Origin of the sequence: Micromonospora chalcea (genome assembly GCF_002926165.1) — a bacterium.
In the GTDB taxonomy this organism is placed as follows: Bacteria; Actinomycetota; Actinomycetes; order Mycobacteriales; family Micromonosporaceae; genus Micromonospora; species Micromonospora chalcea.
The window spans coordinates 56,138-73,933 of record NZ_MAGP01000107.1 but is presented as its reverse complement, the minus strand read 5'-3'; the positions used below and the strand labels follow the sequence as shown (position 1 = coordinate 73,933).

Annotated in this window: 16 protein-coding genes, 1 tRNA gene and 2 pseudogenes; 14 read left to right on the top strand and 5 right to left on the bottom strand. The window is 66.8% G+C overall.

Annotation, left to right across the window (positions count from 1 at the left end):
• Positions 1-9: 9 nt before the first annotated feature.
• Positions 10-1,257, bottom strand: a pseudogene (locus BAW75_RS13345) (MFS transporter); the annotation flags it as partial.
• Between the two features lie 125 nt (positions 1,258-1,382).
• Here BAW75_RS13345 and BAW75_RS13340 point away from each other — a divergent pair.
• Both BAW75_RS13340 and BAW75_RS13335 read left to right on the top strand, forming a co-directional pair.
• Positions 1,383-1,907 carry an RNA polymerase sigma factor gene (locus BAW75_RS13340; RefSeq protein ID WP_043328223.1) on the top strand — a complete coding sequence of 175 codons (525 nt, stop codon included), beginning with the start codon at positions 1,383-1,385 and terminating at the stop codon, positions 1,905-1,907.
• A 16-nt stretch (positions 1,908-1,923) separates the two neighbouring features.
• Positions 1,924-2,703 carry a hypothetical protein gene (locus BAW75_RS13335; protein WP_146074839.1) on the top strand — a complete coding sequence of 260 codons (780 nt, stop codon included), beginning with the start codon at positions 1,924-1,926 and terminating at the stop codon, positions 2,701-2,703.
• 354 nt (positions 2,704-3,057) lie between these two features.
• On the opposite strand, the gene BAW75_RS13330 is transcribed toward BAW75_RS13335, so the two are convergent.
• On the bottom strand, positions 3,058-3,552 hold the full coding sequence (locus BAW75_RS13330; RefSeq protein ID WP_064446624.1) for a YajQ family cyclic di-GMP-binding protein: 495 nt from the start codon (positions 3,550-3,552) through the stop codon (positions 3,058-3,060).
• Between the two features lie 147 nt (positions 3,553-3,699).
• On the opposite strand from BAW75_RS13330, the gene BAW75_RS13325 reads away from it, so the two are divergent.
• The 5 genes and pseudogenes from BAW75_RS13325 to BAW75_RS32885 all read left to right on the top strand — a co-directional run bounded on the left by BAW75_RS13325 (position 3,700) and on the right by BAW75_RS32885 (position 8,535).
• Positions 3,700-3,783: transfer RNA gene (locus tag BAW75_RS13325), tRNA-Tyr, on the top strand.
• Positions 3,784-5,092: 1,309 nt separating this feature from the next.
• The gene (locus BAW75_RS13320) at positions 5,093-6,592 is read left to right on the top strand and encodes a hypothetical protein (protein ID WP_146074838.1); all 1,500 of its coding nucleotides are present in this window, start codon (positions 5,093-5,095) and stop codon (positions 6,590-6,592) included.
• A 309-nt stretch (positions 6,593-6,901) separates the two neighbouring features.
• Complete coding sequence (locus BAW75_RS13315; protein ID WP_146074837.1) at positions 6,902-7,189, top strand: hypothetical protein; 288 nt, start codon at positions 6,902-6,904, stop codon at positions 7,187-7,189.
• Between the two features lie 8 nt (positions 7,190-7,197).
• A pseudogene (locus BAW75_RS33465) lies at positions 7,198-7,881 on the top strand (ApeA N-terminal domain 1-containing protein); the annotation flags it as partial.
• Positions 7,882-8,292: 411 nt separating this feature from the next.
• Positions 8,293-8,535, top strand: coding sequence for a hypothetical protein (locus BAW75_RS32885; protein WP_104113765.1), 243 nt, complete (start codon positions 8,293-8,295; stop codon positions 8,533-8,535).
• Positions 8,536-8,650: 115 nt separating this feature from the next.
• Here BAW75_RS32885 and BAW75_RS13305 read toward each other — a convergent pair whose 3' ends face one another.
• On the bottom strand, positions 8,651-10,282 hold the full coding sequence (locus BAW75_RS13305; protein ID WP_167435565.1) for a pentapeptide repeat-containing protein: 1,632 nt from the start codon (positions 10,280-10,282) through the stop codon (positions 8,651-8,653).
• Positions 10,283-10,879: 597 nt separating this feature from the next.
• On the bottom strand, positions 10,880-11,299 hold the full coding sequence (locus tag BAW75_RS32315; protein WP_167435564.1) for a GntR family transcriptional regulator: 420 nt from the start codon (positions 11,297-11,299) through the stop codon (positions 10,880-10,882).
• A gap of 345 nt (positions 11,300-11,644) precedes the next feature.
• Here BAW75_RS32315 and BAW75_RS32880 point away from each other — a divergent pair, with 345 nt between their 5' ends.
• The 4 genes from BAW75_RS32880 to BAW75_RS13280 all read left to right on the top strand — a co-directional run bounded on the left by BAW75_RS32880 (position 11,645) and on the right by BAW75_RS13280 (position 14,241).
• Positions 11,645-12,181, top strand: coding sequence for a hypothetical protein (locus BAW75_RS32880; RefSeq protein ID WP_244206110.1), 537 nt, complete (start codon positions 11,645-11,647; stop codon positions 12,179-12,181).
• Complete coding sequence (locus BAW75_RS13290; RefSeq protein WP_244206109.1) at positions 12,174-12,506, top strand: precorrin-4 C11-methyltransferase; 333 nt, start codon at positions 12,174-12,176, stop codon at positions 12,504-12,506. Before BAW75_RS32880 ends, BAW75_RS13290 begins: the two co-directional genes overlap by 8 nt.
• A gap of 104 nt (positions 12,507-12,610) precedes the next feature.
• Positions 12,611-13,477 carry a GntR family transcriptional regulator gene (locus tag BAW75_RS13285; protein WP_275937798.1) on the top strand — a complete coding sequence of 289 codons (867 nt, stop codon included), beginning with the start codon at positions 12,611-12,613 and terminating at the stop codon, positions 13,475-13,477.
• The gene (locus tag BAW75_RS13280) at positions 13,465-14,241 is read left to right on the top strand and encodes a glycosyltransferase family 2 protein (RefSeq protein ID WP_244206107.1); all 777 of its coding nucleotides are present in this window, start codon (positions 13,465-13,467) and stop codon (positions 14,239-14,241) included. Before BAW75_RS13285 ends, BAW75_RS13280 begins: the two co-directional genes overlap by 13 nt.
• On the opposite strand, the gene BAW75_RS13275 is transcribed toward BAW75_RS13280, so the two are convergent.
• Positions 14,225-14,674 carry a hypothetical protein gene (locus tag BAW75_RS13275; protein ID WP_104113759.1) on the bottom strand — a complete coding sequence of 150 codons (450 nt, stop codon included), beginning with the start codon at positions 14,672-14,674 and terminating at the stop codon, positions 14,225-14,227. The genes BAW75_RS13280 and BAW75_RS13275 overlap by 17 nt on opposite strands.
• 580 nt (positions 14,675-15,254) lie before the next feature.
• Between BAW75_RS13275 and BAW75_RS13270 the strand changes: the two genes are divergently transcribed.
• The 3 genes from BAW75_RS13270 (at position 15,255) to BAW75_RS13260 (ending at position 17,792) form a co-directional block, all read left to right on the top strand.
• Entirely contained in the window at positions 15,255-15,650 is a 396-nt protein-coding gene (locus tag BAW75_RS13270) for a transcriptional regulator (RefSeq protein ID WP_104113758.1), read from the top strand.
• A 274-nt stretch (positions 15,651-15,924) separates the two neighbouring features.
• Positions 15,925-17,541: an FtsK/SpoIIIE domain-containing protein gene (locus tag BAW75_RS13265; protein WP_208635243.1), complete on the top strand. Its 1,617-nt coding sequence runs from the start codon at positions 15,925-15,927 to the stop codon at positions 17,539-17,541.
• Positions 17,538-17,792: a hypothetical protein gene (locus tag BAW75_RS13260; RefSeq protein WP_091426450.1), complete on the top strand. Its 255-nt coding sequence runs from the start codon at positions 17,538-17,540 to the stop codon at positions 17,790-17,792. Before BAW75_RS13265 ends, BAW75_RS13260 begins: the two co-directional genes overlap by 4 nt.
• The last annotated feature ends 4 nt before the right edge of the window (positions 17,793-17,796 follow it).

The following is a 17,796-nucleotide window of genomic DNA, read 5'->3' as shown; positions in this document are numbered from 1 at the left end:
CCCGGGGCGCCCGGCCACGAGCAGGCCCAGGACGAGGATCGCCACCGCGCACGTCAGCAGGGTGGGCCGCGCCCCGAGCAACGCGGTCGCCGGACCGCCGAGCATGGTGCCCAGCGGCACCGACAGCACCAGGAGAGCCCCGTTCGCCGCCAGTACGCGAGGCAGGTCGGCGGCCCCGGCCCGGCGCTGGAACAACACCGTCACGGTCGGCTGGTAGGGGGCCCAGACCAGCCCGGCGAGCGCGAACGCGGACAGTGACAGCACCACCGGTGCGCCCAGGCCGAGCGGCAGCAGCGCGGTGCCGAACAACGCCACGATGCCGGCGAGCGTGGTCCGCGGCGGCCAGCCGCGCAGGTGCCCGGTGAGCAGCCCGCCGAGCAGCGAGCCGACGCCGAACGCGGTGTAGTAGGCCGCGAGCGTTCCGGCGGAGGCGTGCAGGTCGTCGGTGACGTGCACCGGCATGGCCACGTAGAACGGGCCGAAGAGGAAGAAGAACGCGAAGGACAGCGACAGCAGACCGAGCAGCGACCGGTCCCGCGCGATGATCCGGAATCCGGAGGCCGGCCGTTCTGCGCGGTTGCCCGTGCCCGCGTTGCTCGCGTGGCGGTCTGTGCCCGCGCTGCCTGTGTGGCGGGCTGTTCCCGCGTGGCGGGTGGTCGGGACGACAAGGCGGTAGCTGACGGCCAGCACGGCGAAGCTGACCGCGTCGATCGCGATCACCCACACCGGGCCCACCCCGGCGATGAGCAGACCGGCCAGCGGCGGCCCCACGATCGTCGCCGCCTGGCCGAGGGTCCCGAGCAGCGCGTTCGCGGCCAGGTGGTGCCGCTGCGGCAGCAGCTCGGCCACGAGCGTGAACCGACCGGCCGACCCCCACGGGTGCAACAGCGAGGACACCGCCAGCAGGGCGACGTAGAGACCGGCGTCCAGCACCCCGACGAGGTGTGCGGCCGGGATCGCGCCCAGCGCGGCCGCCCGTACCGTGGCGTCCCAGCCCGCGAGCTGAGCCCCGCTCCGCCCACCCAGCCAGCGACCGAGCAGCACCGCACCGGCCGCGCCCGGCAGCGTGTACGCCGCCACCGCCAACGCGGTCCAGGTGCCGCGCTGCCCCTCCGGGGCGAGTTGCAGCGCCAGCCACGTCACCGCGACCAGGGCCAGCCCGTCACCGAGCGCGGACGTGGCGAGGCCCGGCAGCAGCCGGCGCAGCATGGGATGGCCGAGCACCGGACGGTAGGGGAGGAGCAGCGCGGAGGTCATGGCTACCACCCGACCCCACGCCCGCCCTCCGGAACAACGAAGTTGCCTGTGGGCAGAAGCCGGCCGGAAACGACGGAACCTTTCCGCCCCGCCGTGAGTGGAACAAGCTGAGCAGGGAGGTGAGGGTGTCCGACGACGACGTGATCGCGGATGTCTATGCCGGGTGTTTCCGGCGGCTGGTCGTTCAGCTCTACGCGGTGACCGGTGACCTGAGCGAGGCGCAGGAGGCGGTACAGGAGGCGTTCACCCGGGCGCTCGCCGCGCCCCGCCGGTTCGCCGGCCTCGACAACCCGGAGGCGTGGCTGCGCCGGGTGGCGGTCAATGTCGCCCGCAGCCGGCATCGGCGTCGGCGGGTGCTCGACGGGCTGCTGCGACGGACGTGGTCGCCGCCGGTGGTCGCCGACAGCGCGCCGGAGCATCTGGCGCTGCTGGCCGCGCTGCGGCGCCTGCCGGACGGGCAGAGGCACGCGCTGGCCCTGCACTACCTCGTGGACCTGCCGGTCGAGGAGGTGGCGCGAACCCTGGGCGTCTCCGTCGGCACAGTCAAGTCCCGGCTGTCCCGGGGGCGTCAGGCGCTCGCCCTGCTGCTCTCCCCAGCCGACACCGTCGATGCCGTAGCCAGTCGTAGGAGGGCCGATGTCCGATCGTGAGTTCAGCGGGTTCGACGTGGACACCATCACCGACGCCGTCCGTCAGCCACCGCTCGACGATCTCCGGGCCGCCGTCGACTCGCGTCGTCGGCACCGCAGAAGCGGGATGGCGTTGGCCGCTGTGGCGGTCCTCGTGGTGGCCATCGGGGCCACCGCGCTCGTCCGCGCACCCCGCCAAACCGACCCGGTGCCACCGGCTGGGCCGTCGCCCACCCCGACCGTAACCACCGCCGCCGGCACACCCGAAGACTGGGCCCGGATCGACGCGGCCGTCATCCCGGCGCTGCTTCGACAGGCGCCCGAGCTGAGCGGCCCGGCCCCGCACGACCTGCTCAGCAACTGGAACAAGCAAGGCGGGACGGAGGGAGAGACGACTCTCACCGGCTACTGGGGTCAGGGCACCCTCGGCGCCGGGAACGGCAACGCTCACCTGTCGGTCCAGCTCACGCGAAACGCCGGTCCCTCCCTCGCGTCGATGATCACCACTGCCTGCCCCTCCCGCACGGCGAGCGGCACCTGTGTGCAGCAGGTGGGCCCCGCGGGCGAGAAGATCAAAGTACGAACCTCGCTCCGGGAGCACCGGCTTCCGGCGGAGCGCGGCGCCGAGGTCGTGCGGTACGAGACGCTTAGCGTGGACCTGCTCCGGCCCGACGGGTCCGCAGCGTCCCTCCGCCTCACCGCGAGGAACGGATCTCTGCCACTGACACCGGACCAGGCAATCGGCGTGGTGCTCGATCCGCACCTGGTCCTCGGCCCCGCGACGTCCGCCACGCCTGGTGTCGAGGCGACGGACTAGGAGATATCCCTTCGCGGGTGCGACCGGCCGGCCGGTCGCACCCGCCTTCGGTATGACGGAGGCCCGCCGACGGCTCACGGTCCATGGTGGTTGCGGTAGGCCGCCGTGGGTCTTCGAGGAGCCTGCAACACGTTCCGATCATGCGTCCGGCCGAAGGGGGTCGTGTCCCATCAGCGGTCCTTGCCCGCGAGGGGTCGGAGCGCGCGCCGGGTCGAGGAGAGGCCGACCAGGGCCAGACCGAGACCGTGACCAGGCCGTCGGAGGCCGATCATGAGCAGACGACGACCACTGGTGCCGACATCCGCGCGGATGGCAAGGCCAGGCCGGCCCGATGACCAGGCTGGCCAGAGTCTCTTACCGGTAGTTGGTGAACTGAAGAGCCAGACCGAAGTCCTCGCCCTTGAGCAGCGTGATGACGGCCTGGAGGTCGTCCTTCTTCTTGCCGGTGACGCGGAGCTGGTCGCCCTGGATCTGCGCCTGCACGCCCTTCGGGCCCTCGTCGCGGATCTTCTTGCTGATCGCCTTGGCCTTGTCCGAGTCGATGCCCTGCACCACCTTGGCATCGATCTTGAAGATCTTGCCCGACTGCTTGGGCTCGCCGGCATCGAGCGACTTCAGCGAGATGTTCCGCTTGATCAGCTTCTCCTTGAAGACCTCCAGCGCGGCCCGTACGCGCTCCTCGGTCTCCGCCTGGATGCTGATCGCCTCCTCGCCCGACCAGGAGATCTCGGCACCCGTGCCCCGGAAGTCGAACCGCGTCGAGAGCTCCTTCTCCGACTGGCGGAGAGCGTTGTCGACCTCCTGCCGGTCGACCTTGCTCACGATGTCGAACGAGGGGTTCGCTGCCATGCTCATGCTCCTGCTGTCCGGCGGTCTGTCCTGGTCCGTCCCGCGCTGACCAGCGTGGGACCTCCTGACGGTACCCGGTTGCGGCAGTGCCGGGGGCAACCGCTATCCTTGCTTCCGCCGCCGCGTTGCGACGCGGTGGTGTGCCCTGGCGGGTTGCCCGAGCGGCCAATGGGAGCGGACTGTAAATCCGTCGCGAAAGCTTCAGAGGTTCGAATCCTCTACCCGCCACCAGGTGCAGATGCGGCCCCTGACCAGCAGAGATGCTGATCGGGGGCCGTCGTCGTTCGTCCGGCCAAGTCCGGCTGAGTCCAGCCGTTGGCGACTGGTTGTGGGCAGATGGTGGGCAGGTCGATCTTGCCCGCTGAGGGCTCTTCTGGGGCTGCGAACGCTGGGGTTGGTGGCTGGGTCCGGTCTGGCGGAGTCCGTGCGTGTAGCGATTGGCTGAGGGGTCCGCGGTGGGGTGTCGCCGGCTGCGGGAGACGGACCGGGGGCAAGCCAGTCCCGAGGTTGGACTGGCGCGGCAGTCGGAAGCCCTGCCCCTCGACGAGGTCGACCGGTCCGGCTTCCGTACCGCCTGGCCGTGATCGCGCCGCTGGTCTGATCAGCAGACTCGGGGCGGCGGTCCGGCGGTAGTCGGTGGCATTCCGCCCCGGCGCCGGAGGCGGCCGGGGCGGCTTGCCGCCGGCCGGCTCACCGCCCAGCGCCGCGCGGAGCGCGGCGCCTTGATCCAGAACAGAGGAAATCGGCAGCAATGTGAGGCACACCTAGGACCTGAGAGACGGGAGCGGAGACATCTCGCTTACAAGCTCTGTGCGGATCGTCCGGCATCGTCTGTTCGCGTTCGCGACCTCGGGCGACTGTCCGCACGCATCCGTCGACGGGCGTCCTCGTCCACGCCGGTTGCTGTCGCCGTTGCTGTCGACAGCGCCACCCCGATCCAAACTGGCGTTCCAAGTTCGTGAGCTCCGGAGGCGATGCGGGGCGGACTGGTCCCGGGCGACACGGCGAGATGCACGACGCTACTCGCGTCTCAGTATCTGGAATGAAGTCGGAAGCTCGCTCGGGAATTTCTACACAGCAAGATCATCCGGTACGTACGTACCGTTACATACAGAGATTCAACTTGCAGGTAAATGTTACGGACGGTAACTGCGGTGCGTCGAGCGGCGGATTGTATCCGGCCGGTCCGACAATCACGTGGCACCCAAGATGTAGGAACCGAGGGGCTCCCAACCCACTAGATGTGGTGGTCCAGTTTGTCCGTGACGCCAGTCACATCGATGTGCACCCAAACAGGATTGACGAACCGTGACGTGACGTTCTGCTACGCTCTCCACACGCGAAAACCCCGGTGCCGGATGCGTCGGGGTGACGCCTCCGCCGGGGTTCCGCAGAGATTGGTCGTCTCAAGCCGAACCTAGCGCAGAGAACGCTGCCCTGAAAGGGGAAGTGGCGATTCTCTCGGGCGGTGGGCGTCAGCGTGCGCGGACGACAACGGTCGCCCGCGTGCCCTGCGACCCCTGAGGAGGGGATGCCCACGATGGCACGCTTCAGCCAGCACTTCCGCGTGGAGATGACGGATCAGGACGACTGGTTCGACACCTACCTGCCCAGCGACACGAGCCTCTGCGTCGACCCGTTCCTGATCTGGCCGGACCCCGAGGCCCGGTGGTTCGAGGCTCACAACCAGACGATGGACTTCCTGGCCACCGCCTTCCGCTTGGTCCGCGAGTCCGGGGGCAACGAGAACTCGGTGGCCTGGAAGCAGGCCAAGTCCTTCCTCCTGTTCCCCGAGCCAGCCGAGTTCTGCCTCGGCGTCGCCGACGGCAGCTCCGAGGGCGCCGGCGCTGGGCACATCTTGCAGCAGGGGATGCTCGACGGCATCAAGACCGCTCTCGGTCTCGGCTTCGACAACGTCCCTCACATGGAGATGCTCGCCCTCTTTCAGGGCGGGATGGGCCTCGACCGCATCAGCGACGCGGTCTGCAACATCCTCAAGAGCTCCTTCATCTCCTACACCCAGGAGGTCTGCCGTCGCCACAACATCCCGATGGAGACGGTCCGGGTCAACAACGCCGAGTGGAGCGACGAGTTCGCCCGGTGGTACGCGAAGGAGGTCGATCTGCCCATCAATCCCTTCGCGCGCACCCGACGTCCCGTGCTCCTGGTCCCCAAGCGCTTCCTCCGCGACATCCCCGTCGTCACCCCCGACGGCTTCTGGAAGTACGCCTGGGCTAACCACGCCGAGCAGCTCCGCGGCGACCTGAACTACCACATCGCCCGGAACGTCGGCCGCCGCGAGAAGGCGAAGCTCGCCCGGCAGAACCCCGAGGTCGTCCTCTCGTACCTCAAGGTCCTGGAGCACGAGGAGCACTCGGCCTACCCGGTCGATGATGACCCCAAGTTGCGAACCCAGTGGTGGGAGCTCGGGGCGAAGATCGCCCACCGCTCGCCCCTGTCGCGGGTGCCTCAGGCTCGGGATGAGTTCCCGGACTTCGTCAAGGACGTGATCGAGTCGTTCCGCCACGGGGTCGAGCATCAGGACGAGTGGCAGATCTTCTGGCACCAGGGGGTCGCCCTGGCGGAGAAGAAGGTCCAGGCGCTATTCCGCAGCTGTGCGAAGCACTACTGCAAGGCCAACGACATCAGTCTGACAGGCGAGGCCAACGCCGGCCGCGGCCCGGTCGACTTCCACTTCGCGCAGGGCTGGGTCGCCCGGGCACTCGTCGAGATGAAGCTGATGTCGAACTCCAAGTTCTGGGACGGCATCCTCGCGCAGACCCCCCAATACGCGATCTCCGAGGAGGTCCAGGTCGCCTTCTTCGTCGCGATCGCCTACACCGACGACGAGATGGCTGAGAGCCACATCAACAAGATCCACAAGGCCGCCCGCATCGCCAGCGATCGGCACAATATCGACGTGCGCCCTGTCGTGATCGATGCTCGGAAGAAGGACTCCGCTTCCAAGATCAAGCCGCCGCAGGACATGCGGGACGAGCTGCACGGACCTTCAGGCGAGGCCGAGGGAGAGGCCGCTTAGTACCGTCAGGAACGTTCATCGGATAGGCATTCGGCCAGGACGGCGACCGAGCCGTCCTGGCCGAGTTAGACAACACCGAACTTCGGAGGAAGTTTGCCTAGCAATTTGGAGATCATTGGAAGCATCGCAGCGCCGATGGTTTCCGCCCTTGGGCCCCTCATCGCATCGAAGATGCAAGATCGAAGAGAAGCTCGGGTCCGAGCATCAATCACTAGTAACCTGGAACTTGCCAAAACCCTTCGGGATTCGGGGGTCGGCTCAGAGGAAGCCGACTGGCTCAGACTTCATGTCCGATCCCAGGTGGTCGCTTTGATCGAACGAGAACAGAAGGTTTTGCAGCAGAGGCGGGAGTGGAGCCAACTCTTCTATATGTTCCTAGTCGGCTTGCCTGCCGCCCCCGTTCTCTATTGGCTGTGGCGCCCTGAACACTGGTGGTCCTGGACGGCGTTCGTCAGTGTTTCCACCTATGCTTTCGTCGTGCTGGTGGGCGGCACCGGCTCGGCTCTCTGGCCGTCTAAGAAGGAGTCCAAGGCAGAGGCCGAAGATTCCATGCCCAGCGCTGCGCAAGGATCCGAGCTGGAGATGGCGGCCAAGTGACCGCTGGCATGGACGAAAAGATCTCATCCGTGTTAGGCGGAACCATCGGATGGTTTTGGCCATGGTATAAGCAGCCCAAAGGGATCGATACTGAACCAGAACGGGGATATGTCCGGCTTATAAAGCCGGACACGATTGAACTATCAGCCCTAGATGAGGATGCATTTCGCGACGAGGGACATGAGCGCATAGCGCGACCCCGCCTAATTACCGGGGCGACCGAACGCGGCGGTCTGCTCATGCTTGACGTTAAGGGCGCCGGCCAGAAACTTAGGATGGGTGGGGCCGCCGCCTCGGTGCGGCACTATCGAGCACGCACGATAATAGCCGACGTGCCAATTGAAGAGGTGCAGAGTGAGTGTCTCAGATCTGTCTCCGCGCACTTCTACGGTATGTCGCAATGGTTTGGAATCTCAAATGTAAGGGAATCTGTAGGCCACAACGACCAAGGAAGAATTGCGTCATTCACGGTTCGTGTTGAAGCGCAGGCGGAGCAGTCTATCGCTCTTTCGGGAGGGCGGGAACTTGCACTTTCGGCCCACTGGAGTACGCAGGGGGACCGAGACCGCAGGACGATCAACGCTCCTGTGGAGTTGACGTGCCGTAGCAAGCGCCCCCAATCTTTGTGGGCGCTCCGCCAGTCGCTACTTAGAGTGCAGGATCTAGTATCTTTCTGCTTCGAGGGCTTCATCCAAGCAGAGGGCGGCCTAGCTATCCCCGATCTTCGATCGAAGTCGCCAGATGAGCTACGGCTTTGGGATGCATGGCTTATGGTGACCCCTGCCGGTGTCGCGCCAGCGGAGAGGCGAGAGTTCCCCCTCTTGACACTGCAAGATCTCGGCGGAGTGCCAGCTCTTCGCCGCTGGCTGGTGTTGTGCGGAAAGCACCTCCGGGCGGTTCGCCCAATGATTGAGCCTTACAGGCAGGGCAAAGCCTCCCCGCCTCTTCGGATCCTAGAGGTCGCTGCCGCTATGGAGTATTGGGTTGCTGCCCACAGACGCAGTGCGAAGTGGACAAGGGAGAAGTGCTGCAGGAAGGGTAGTCAAGGATGCGGTTGGGTCTGGCCGATCGTGCGCCATGTTGGGCCTAGCTTCGAGGAATGGGTGGGCGATAGCCGCGAGTGGTCGCACCTGTTCTGGGGCACCTACAACAAGTTGAAGCACGAGCCCGAATATGTTTTCGATGAGGGCGACCTGGCCGTGTTGGCGGAGAGTGCGTCGATGTTGTTGTCGGTTGCGCTGCTATGCCGGGTAGCGGGCAACAAAGGGCCAGCACGGCTGTTGTTCGCCGACACAAGCCACACCTGGAACCTGCAACGGCGAGTGCAGCTTCTGCTTGGCCATTAGGCTCGCGGAGTTGAGCTTCAGTGAAGTGGGGATCGTGTCGGGCCGGCGGACAATCGCGTGGCTTGCGTTAGCGATGGGGAGCGGCTTGGTCGCTCAGTTCCTGTCGCTCCGTGCTCTAGCCTGCCGCGGATGGCGTTGATCGTGTGGTGCCCGTAGGGTCGGCGCCCTTGTCGCCGGTTGGCTCTGAAACACCATCATCCGGCTGATCATTACCTCGTACATCAGGGTCGTCCGAGGATGCAGTGGTCGCAACGACCGAAAGATAACTCTTCCCTTGCCCTGGCTTAACAGCCCAACCTGTGGGCCAATTGCGACTAACGTCATTGGCCTTTTTGGCGATGGCTCCCTCGAAGCTAACTCCGTTAGGTGTAGCTGCGTCGGAAACTGGCTTCCCCGTAAACTTCGCGCGGGTGAAGTCAACGCACCGCAAGAAGGTCGCACGCTCGAAGCTGGTTTCCAAGCCGCCGAATGTCGTGGTGCCGTCGGCGAAGATTATCCCATCGTTGAATTCTAAATCTCCCCGAAACTCGGCCAATTTGAAGTTTGCGGCGTCATCAAAGCGAGATGCTTCGAAGTGGCAGCCACTTTCGAAGGTAACCTCGGAGAAGTCGGCTTCGCCCGCGAACGTCGTACCGCCGAAGTAGGCATGCCCTTGTACTTGCGCCCCACTGAAGGAGGCATCCCCCGAGAACTCAACATCTTCAAGCGTCAGGTCACCCCGGAAAGTGCATCCGTTAAACTCGACGCCGCCAATTCCGTAGGGCCCGCGCGTGCCCCAAGGCTGGCCCTTGAATGTGACGCGCGCTAAGAAGCATCCGTCCTCGAAGGTGGCACCGTGGAAAACCGCACGCCTAAGTTCTGAGTCTTCTAGCGCGAATGCCCTTAGGTGGGCGCCGCTGAGATTTATGTCTATACCCTGCCAGAATGACGCGTTAGTCTTCAAGTCCGAGTCGCGCCGCTTAAGGTGCTTGAAGAGGATTCCTTGGGCGGCTGAGCGGACATGTAGCTCCTCTTGGAATCCTCTGGCTTCTTCTGTCGGCCCGTTCGAGTCGCCGTCTTCGCCTTGCCTTAATTCTTGGGCGGAGGCTGATGGGCCGGGTGCCGGCAGAGGCATCCGCAGATAAGCACAAATTACGTCGACGACTGTCTGCCTGTGCTCCGGATTCCCTTGAGCCACTCGTTCCAGTGCGTATAGGCCCGCGAGCCGAACTGCAGCCTTATCATGGCCGAGCTGGTCAGCGGCTTTGGTATATAGGTCTGTAACACGCTGCTCCCGAGCATCGTATTCGAGATGCGACTGCGCGCGTTCACTTAGCCACTGCCGCCGGAAACCAAGGACTAACGCGATCAGGCCTGCGGCTCCAGCACCTACGGTCAGCGATGTCTTCACTGCATCAAATCGGAGCTTCGCTTGGTCCGCCATGCTGGGTGAGCTATTCGCAAAAAATGAGAGCGTTGCGAAGGACAGCCATGCCGCTACGATGACGGCGAGTAGTCCGGCTAATAGCCACCACCACGAGATGACTTGCATGGGTCTAAGCTCGTCTCGGTTGCCGCCACTGCTTCTCAGGAAGCCGCAGCCGACTGCGATCACCGCTGCTGCAGCAAGTAGGAGCAGCCCAGACAGGGGTACGTAGGGGGCAATTTCCCTATCGCGGATAGCAAGAACGGAGGTGGCTGCCCAGATTCCAACTACGCCAAGAAGCAGCGCGGCAACGAAACCGGCCTTTTGTTTCCTGGCTTGCATGCAGCCAAAGATAGGGCATTGGGTCCGACTCCGCCTACCTGCGGTGGGGAACCCGCTCCCAGCCGCCATCCCGTATGCCATCGACCCGCCCGTCTGGGGAGCGGGCCGCCGCCCGGCCCGCCACGTCAAGCGGACTTGACACAGGTTCGGACGCTGGCGGGTCGGGCGGTGGTCTGCTCGGCTTGCCCGGGTCGATGCCAGGCGGGATGGCCTACCGCAACCACCCTCGGACCGTGACCAGCCGACGGAGCCCTGGCCATCCCGGAGCCGGAGCTCCCTCGCCGGAGGCGCACTAACCGCAACCCCGCGACCGCCGCCAGCTCGCCCACGCGGCCGGCGTCCGCTCCCTACGCCCGCGCGGACTCCTGGCCGCGCGCCCCGGCCGGCTGCCGGCCCACGCACTTACCGGTCAACGGCCTGTCGTTCTGCAGCGGCCCACCGGGCTCCCCGCCCTCCGCGCCAGCCGCCGGGCATCCGGCGCGACGGCCGCAGAGCGACAGCGGCAGCGGCCGGCGCGCCCAGGGGGCGGCGCGTGCGGCCCGCCAAGGGCCGCCTTGAAGAGGTATTGAAAGTGCGCAAAGAATCTACTGTCTTGCTCTACTGCCTTGCCCCAGGTAGCCGATAGATCCTGACGACCGCGCCGACGGCTCCATTTGTCAGAGTGACGTTTTGTTGTTCGACCAGGGCTGCACCTACCTCGACAGCGAAGAGCGCTGCAAGCTCCGGATCTGCCGCCACCTGGCGCTCTCGTGTCTCAATCTTGGGTTCTTCGCCTGGTCCGTCGGGGCGATATGGGTTGGCGTATGTGCCGCGGCCGTGTTCGGTCGCGACCAAGCCCTCATCCCGCAAGACGGCGATGGCTTGGCGGATTGTTCCGCGACTTGCCCGGAACTCAGTGGTAAGCGCGCTCTCCGCCGGCAAGAGGCTCCCCGACGGGATGGCCCTGCTCTCGATGCGCCGTCTCAGTTCGTCAGCGATGACGCGGTAGCGGGGCTGTCCGTAGTGCGGGGTGGGCACGGGTACACCGTACCTGGCACTTGTCTTACCAAGTGCCAACCAAGTGACCCGTTTCGACGTATGGACAACACGTCCAGTTGTAGGTACGTTTCCCGGTGTGCGGCCAGGGTGACGGTTCGTATCAGGGGTGGTGCCGCGCTGGCCCTGGTCGCACCTGACGCGCGGCGTCCTGTCGGACCGGTTGCGGTAGCCGCGCGTACAAGTTGGCTCGGCGATACCCGACCCTATGTCGGACGGTGCGCCGTGCCTTCATCCGGGCCGGTGGCTGGCTGCATTCCTCCGTGGCTCGCCACCGGCCCCGCCTACCTGTGGAGGTGCGATGTCCGGCTCTCATCGTCGGCGCGGTTGGTTCTCGTCCTGGTGGTCCTGGAAGCGTCCGCCGGCTGCGGCCACCGACAGCAACGTCTCGCCGATGCGGCGCCCGCCAACCAATACCGTACCGACGTACTGGTGGGGTGCGGGGCCGACCCGGGAGTTGCCCACGCTGCGGTACGCGCCATTGATGACGCTGGCGCAGTCCTACCGGGCCAATGGTGGGCGGTGGCCGCGATGAGGCGGACGAACAATCCGAACCGGATCACGAGTCACCCGGGCTGGTGCGCGCCGGATCGCTGCGGCCACTTGGTGCCGCCGTTGATGGCGCACATGGCCCGGCGTCACCGAGGATCGATGTTCCGGATCGGTGACGTCCGGTCGAGCGGAGCCGTCGTCACCTACCTCATCGGTGCTGACGCCACGGCGCCGTTGGTCGCTGTGCACTCGTGGTGCCGGACAGGGAACGGCTGGGCAGAGATGTCGCTGCCCCAGGTGGCCGAACTGGTCAAGCATCTGCGCGATCTGTTGAAGCAGGCCGGCGGCGACCAGGGAGCCAACGATGAGTGAGGGCCTGCCCATGACCGAGAGTGCCCCGCCGTCGGTCACATGCCCGGGATGGTGCCGGGGCTGCGGACCGAACGACCCGATGCACCGCGGCTTCATCGCCACCATCGGCCGGGAGCGAACCGGCTGGGTCAGCCTTCAGCTCCTCATCGACCGGTTCGCGCGTCGGGACCTGGCCGTCAAGCTCGACGCGACCCGCTACGGCGCGACGCAAACCGTGCTCCTCTCGGCGCCGCAGCTCGACCGACTGATCGACGAGCTGACACGCGCCCGTGACGTGATGCGAGCACCGATCAGTCAGCGCCAGCGGACGGGGGAGACGCGATGAACTCCGGCAGCCGTCGGGGCCTCGCCGTTCCCCGTACTCCTGGCCATCGTCGTGGGCAGCTACCGCGAGCAGCGGTAACGGTCCCTCCGGTTCCCCAACGGCCGATGGGCGGGACCACCTGGCAGACGTTGGAACGTCTAGGGGGTACGGTGGCCGGTGTGCATGGCCGGGACTGGCGCCCTCGCTACCTGCAACTCGCGGAGGAGTTGCGGGTAAAGATTATGTCCGGAGAGATGGCGCCGGGCACCCTGATGCCGAGCGAAACCGAGCTGGCCGAGTCGTCCGGCCTCTCCCGCACCAGCGTCCGCAACGCCATCCGGCAGCTCCGGGAATGGGGTCTGGTCCGGGCCGAGCAGGGGCGCGGTACCTACGTCCGGGCACCGCGCCAGCGGGTACGCCGTCGCAACAGCGAGCGGTACCAGTGGGAGAAGGACCGGGTCCTGCTCGACGAGGACGAGCGGCTGAAGACCGGCGCCACCGAGCACGATACCGGCCTGACCGTCGATGACCTGAAGTTCCACGCCGAGTACTCCCGGGTGGAGGCGGATGCGGAGATGGCGGCGGCCTTGCAGGTCGAGCCGGGCACGCCGCTGCTGCGCCGGGTCTACTGGACTTCCTCCCGACGCGAGAGCGCGCCGCTGACCGTGTCGTACTCCTACCTGCCGTACGAACTGGTTGCCGCGAACCCGGACCTGCTCGACGAGAGCAAGGAACCATGGCCCGGCGGCACACAGCACCAGCTCTACACGCTCGGCATCGAGCTGGACCGGATCGACGACGAGATCCGTGCGCGTCCGCCGTCCCCGGATGAGGCCGAACTGCTGGACATCGACCCGGGCGTCTCCGTGCTCACCGTGCGGAAGACCTCGGTCGACACCACAGGGCGGGTCGTCGAGGTTGCCGACGTGGTGATGCCGGGTGACCGGACGGAGCTTGTCTACTCCCACAAGCTCCAGCGGTGGAAGACTTGACGCAGCTCGTCTCGGTCATCACTCCGGTCCACGCGCCCAGCATCGAGCATCTTGCTGGCGCCTACGAGTCGTTGGCCAAGCAGGAAATGCCGGCCGGGTGGGACTGGCAATGGCTCGTCCAAGAGGACGGGCAGACCGGCGCCCTGGTTGAAGTGCTGCCCGACGATCCCCGGATCAGTCTCGGCACCGGCCGTCCCGGTGGGCCTGGCGTCGCCCGTACCCTCGCCCTTTCCCGGGTCTCCGGTGACCTCATCAAGGTCCTGGACGCTGACGACCAGTTGACACTCGGCGCGCTCGCCCGAGACATCGCCGCGTTCGACGCGCACCCGCACATCGGCTGGACCACCTCGCGGGTACTCGACCTGCTGCCCGACGGATCGACCGCCGGATGGGACAAGGACCCAGACGGCGGAGTCGTCGACCGCGGTGAGGTCCTGTCGTTCTGGCAAGCCAACGACTACCGCGCATCAGTGCACCCGGCGACTCTGTGCCTACGGCGGGATCTCGTCTTCGCCCTGGGCGGCTGGATGGCGCTCCCCGCCTCCGAGGACACGGGCCTGCTGCTCGCTGCCAGCGCCGTCAGCGCCGGGTACTTCACCCGGGAGTACGGCCTGCTCTACCGCAAATGGCCCGGTCAGGTGACCAGCCAGGCCGCGCATCGCGAACCGGCCGAGTATCAGGCTCGAATGAGGATCATCGAGGCCAGAGCCAACGCCCTGGCCTCGATGCTGCCGAACGGTCTCCCGCTCACTCCTCTGGCGTAGCCTCGTGCCCCGGCATGCCGTGGGTGCGCCGCCGCTCCTTCATTTCCGCTTCGTAGATGTGCCGCCGGCCGCCGGCTAGCTTCTCCCGTGCGTCCCGCTCGATCTCTTGGAACGCCGCGTAGTAGCCGTCGTCGAACTCCTCCACGATCTGGAACGTCCAACGGCCGGGTAGCAGGTTGCGGCCTAACAGCTCATGCTCGACCCGGTTGGCCATCTCGTCGTGCCCCACCTCGCGGAGTAGCTTCACCACCCGGTCGAGAGTGAGATCCGCCCCGCCGACGAGCTGGTGTGCGGAATACAGGTGCCCTCGGACCCGATGGATGGTCTCAAGTGCCTTGCTCAGCTCGCCCAACGCTTCAACGGTCTTGTCATCGAGGGCAGCGGTCCTTGAATGGTCCTGGCCGAGGGCGCTACTTCGCTGTTCATGTGCCATGTAGGCCGGTTGCCCGCGAAGTGGGCACCTTATTCGCTGAGGCTTCGCCCCGAGGATCAAAGGGCTTCCAGTGTCCATCCGCTGAGCCCAACCACCACCAAGATCACCACGATTACCTGCACCGAGACCTGCGCTGGCACCTTCAGCGTGAAGTGAAGTTCAGCCACCTTCGATTCCAATCTGAGTCCTATGTCTGCCGGCTAGAACCCGGCGGGTGCCGACCTGTCCGGCACTCGATCAAATGCTAGCGAGCCGAACAAGAAATGCAAGAGCCAATTTATGAATTCGCTATAGGCACTTTGCCGATTGGCATTGTCTCAATTGGCAAAATGCCTAGTGGCATTTTGCCGGCAGGCACGGTGTCGATGCTTGCATCGCGGAAGGCGGGCATTGGCTGGATGGCGGGCGAGCGTGCTGGGCGCTGGCGCCGGGCTGGGCCTGGCGTGCTAATGCGGTTTATTGGTGCAAAACCTCACCATCCTTTGTGGCGCGACGAGGTCACTCGTTGACTTGTCTGCCAAGTGCCGTCTACCTTGGAGTCTCAACTTGGCAGACATGCCAACAACCTGGAGGTTGAGCGATGGCTCTGCGTGGCGGTACGAGGTTCGCCGTGCGTTGCGAGGACGTGTTCCCGGCGGGATGCGCCCTGGTCCCCGAGTCCCTGGGTGAGGTCGAGGACTACGACGAGAAGACCGGCCGGCGTAGCCCGGCGAAGGACAAGCTGACCGGCCAGCGGGTGTGGCAGGTCCGCGTGATGGACCTGGACCCGGAGCTCGGCAAGCGCTCCCGGGAGACGACGGTCAAGATCTCCGCCGACTACCAGCCGGTCCCGCCGACGGGCGCCCCGTTCGAGGCGGTGGAGTTCGAGGGCATGACGGTCACGCCGTATGTGACCAACAACAACCGGATGGCGTACTCGCTGCGGGCGACCGGAATGCGGGCCCCGGCGGGTGTGGCCAAGAAGGCGGCGGCGTAGCCGCATCGGGTGGGGGCGGGGCTGTCAGGTCTTGGCGGACGGCAGCCCCGCCCTCTGTCTCTTCCCCCTGCTCTGTCGAGAGAGGTAGTGACGTGTTCAAGCGTAGGCGTTCGGCTGCCCCGGCCCAGCCTCGGTGCGGCGTGTGTCAGTCCCGGTTCGACCCAGCTGGCGGTGCGGCCGACCGCTGCCCGCTCTGCGTCGGTCAGCTCGTTCTCCCGTTTCCTCCGGCCCGGGATGCGTCGGGCCGGTTCGTGTCGCAGCGGGGTGCGCGATGATGCGCCGGCCGCGTGGCGAGGTGGTGCTGACGACCGCCGGGGATCTGCTGGTGGTCCGGCCGAAGCGGTTCGTTCTGCCGATGTGGGCGGTCGTGCTCGGCCTGGTGCTGCGCTGGCTCGCCCGGGGCTGCTGGTGGTGCCTGCGCCACCCGGTCACCGTCGGCCTGGTCGTGCTCTCCGTCGTCCTCTACGCCGACTACGGCTGGGCGGGCCTGGTCGTGCCGCTGGTCCTGGCGTCGGCGGTGTCGGCCCTGTGGCGGTGGCGCGATGAGGCGTCCTGGTGGCGGTGGTGCGCCGCGCCGCTGCTCGGCCGGTTTCGTCAGGTCTTTGTCTACCGGCGGGCGTGGCGCGAGGCCATGACTCTGTGCGGCCTGGCCGAGACGTACGACCGTCGCGCCGTCCTGCCCGAGCTGCTGCGCGTGCGTTCAGATCAGGCCCTCGATGTGCTGACCATCCGCATGGTCCGCGGGCAGACCCCGGCCGACTTCCAACGGGTCACAGCGAACCTCGCGTACGCCTTCGGTCGGCGGCACGCCCGGGTCTACTCCGAGTGGCCCGACGACCCGACGACCCGTACCGGCTACTGGGCGCTGCTGCTGGGGTGGGTGGACCGGGTGCGGTTCCGGGACCGGCCGACTGTGGTCTACCTGGTCCTCGTCCGCACCGACGCCCTGCGGCCGGTGGTGGCGCCGTTTGACGCCCCGGCCGTACCGGACCTCACCGCTCTGCCCCTCGCGCGGCGGGAAGACCTGGGCACCTGGTCCTTGCACCTGCTCGCCACGCACGTCCTCATCGGCGGGGCGACCCGGTCCGGCAAGGGCTCGGTGCTCTGGTCGCTGGTCCGGGCGCTGGCCGGCGGCATCACCTCGGGCCTGGTCCGGCTATGGGTGATCGACCCCAAGGGCGGGATGGAGTTCGCCATGGGCCGGCCACTGTTCGCCCGGTTCGCCTGCAAGTCCTTCGAGGCCATGGCCGATCTCCTCGACGAGGCCGTGGCGGTGATGCGAGAGAGGCAAACCCGACTCGCCGGCAGGGTCCGGGTGCACACCCCGACCGAGGCGGACCCCCTGGTCGTGGTCGTCATCGACGAGATGGCCGCGCTCACCGCGTACCTGCAAGACGTCGAGCTGCGTAAGCGCATCGCTGGCTCGCTCGGGCTGCTGTTGTCGCAGGGTGCTGGAGTCGGCGTCCTGGTGGTGGCCGCGTTGCAGGACCCCCGCAAGGAGGTGCTGCCGTTCCGGGATCTGTTCCCGACCCGCATCGCGCTCGGCCTCACCGAGGCGGCTCAGGTCGACCTCGTGTTGGGCGACGGCGCCCGCAACCGGGGCGCACTGGCCGACCAGATGCCCCGATGGGCCAAGGGCGTCGGGTACGTGATCCTCGACGGCACCCCGGAACCGATGCGGGTCCGCTTTTCGTACGTCACCGACGAGGACATCCGCGAACTCGCCCGCGAATACCCGGCTCCCGCCGACGCTGCGGACATCCTCGCCCAGGTCGGCCGGGAGTCGACGCCGGAACCGGTCCGGCCGGTACTGCCCCGGCAGCGTCGCGGGCCGCTGCTGCCGGACGCGCTGCGCAACATCCTCGACGCCGACGGGGGTGAGTCGCGGTGACCGCCCCGACCTTCTACCGGCTCCGCGCACCGAACCCGGACGGCGCGAGCAGCACGGCGGTATCCGTCCGCGTCGACCCCGACCGGCCCGACCCGTACCCGGTCTATCTCGCCGTCGGCGGCGGCCGGCGCCGCATGCACCTGACCCCCGACGAGGCATGGGCGCTGTGGCGCTGCCTCTCCGAAGCGGTCGCCTCGCTCGGCGACCCACCCGACCACATCCGTACCCGCGTCACCCCGGACCGGAGGTAGCCCC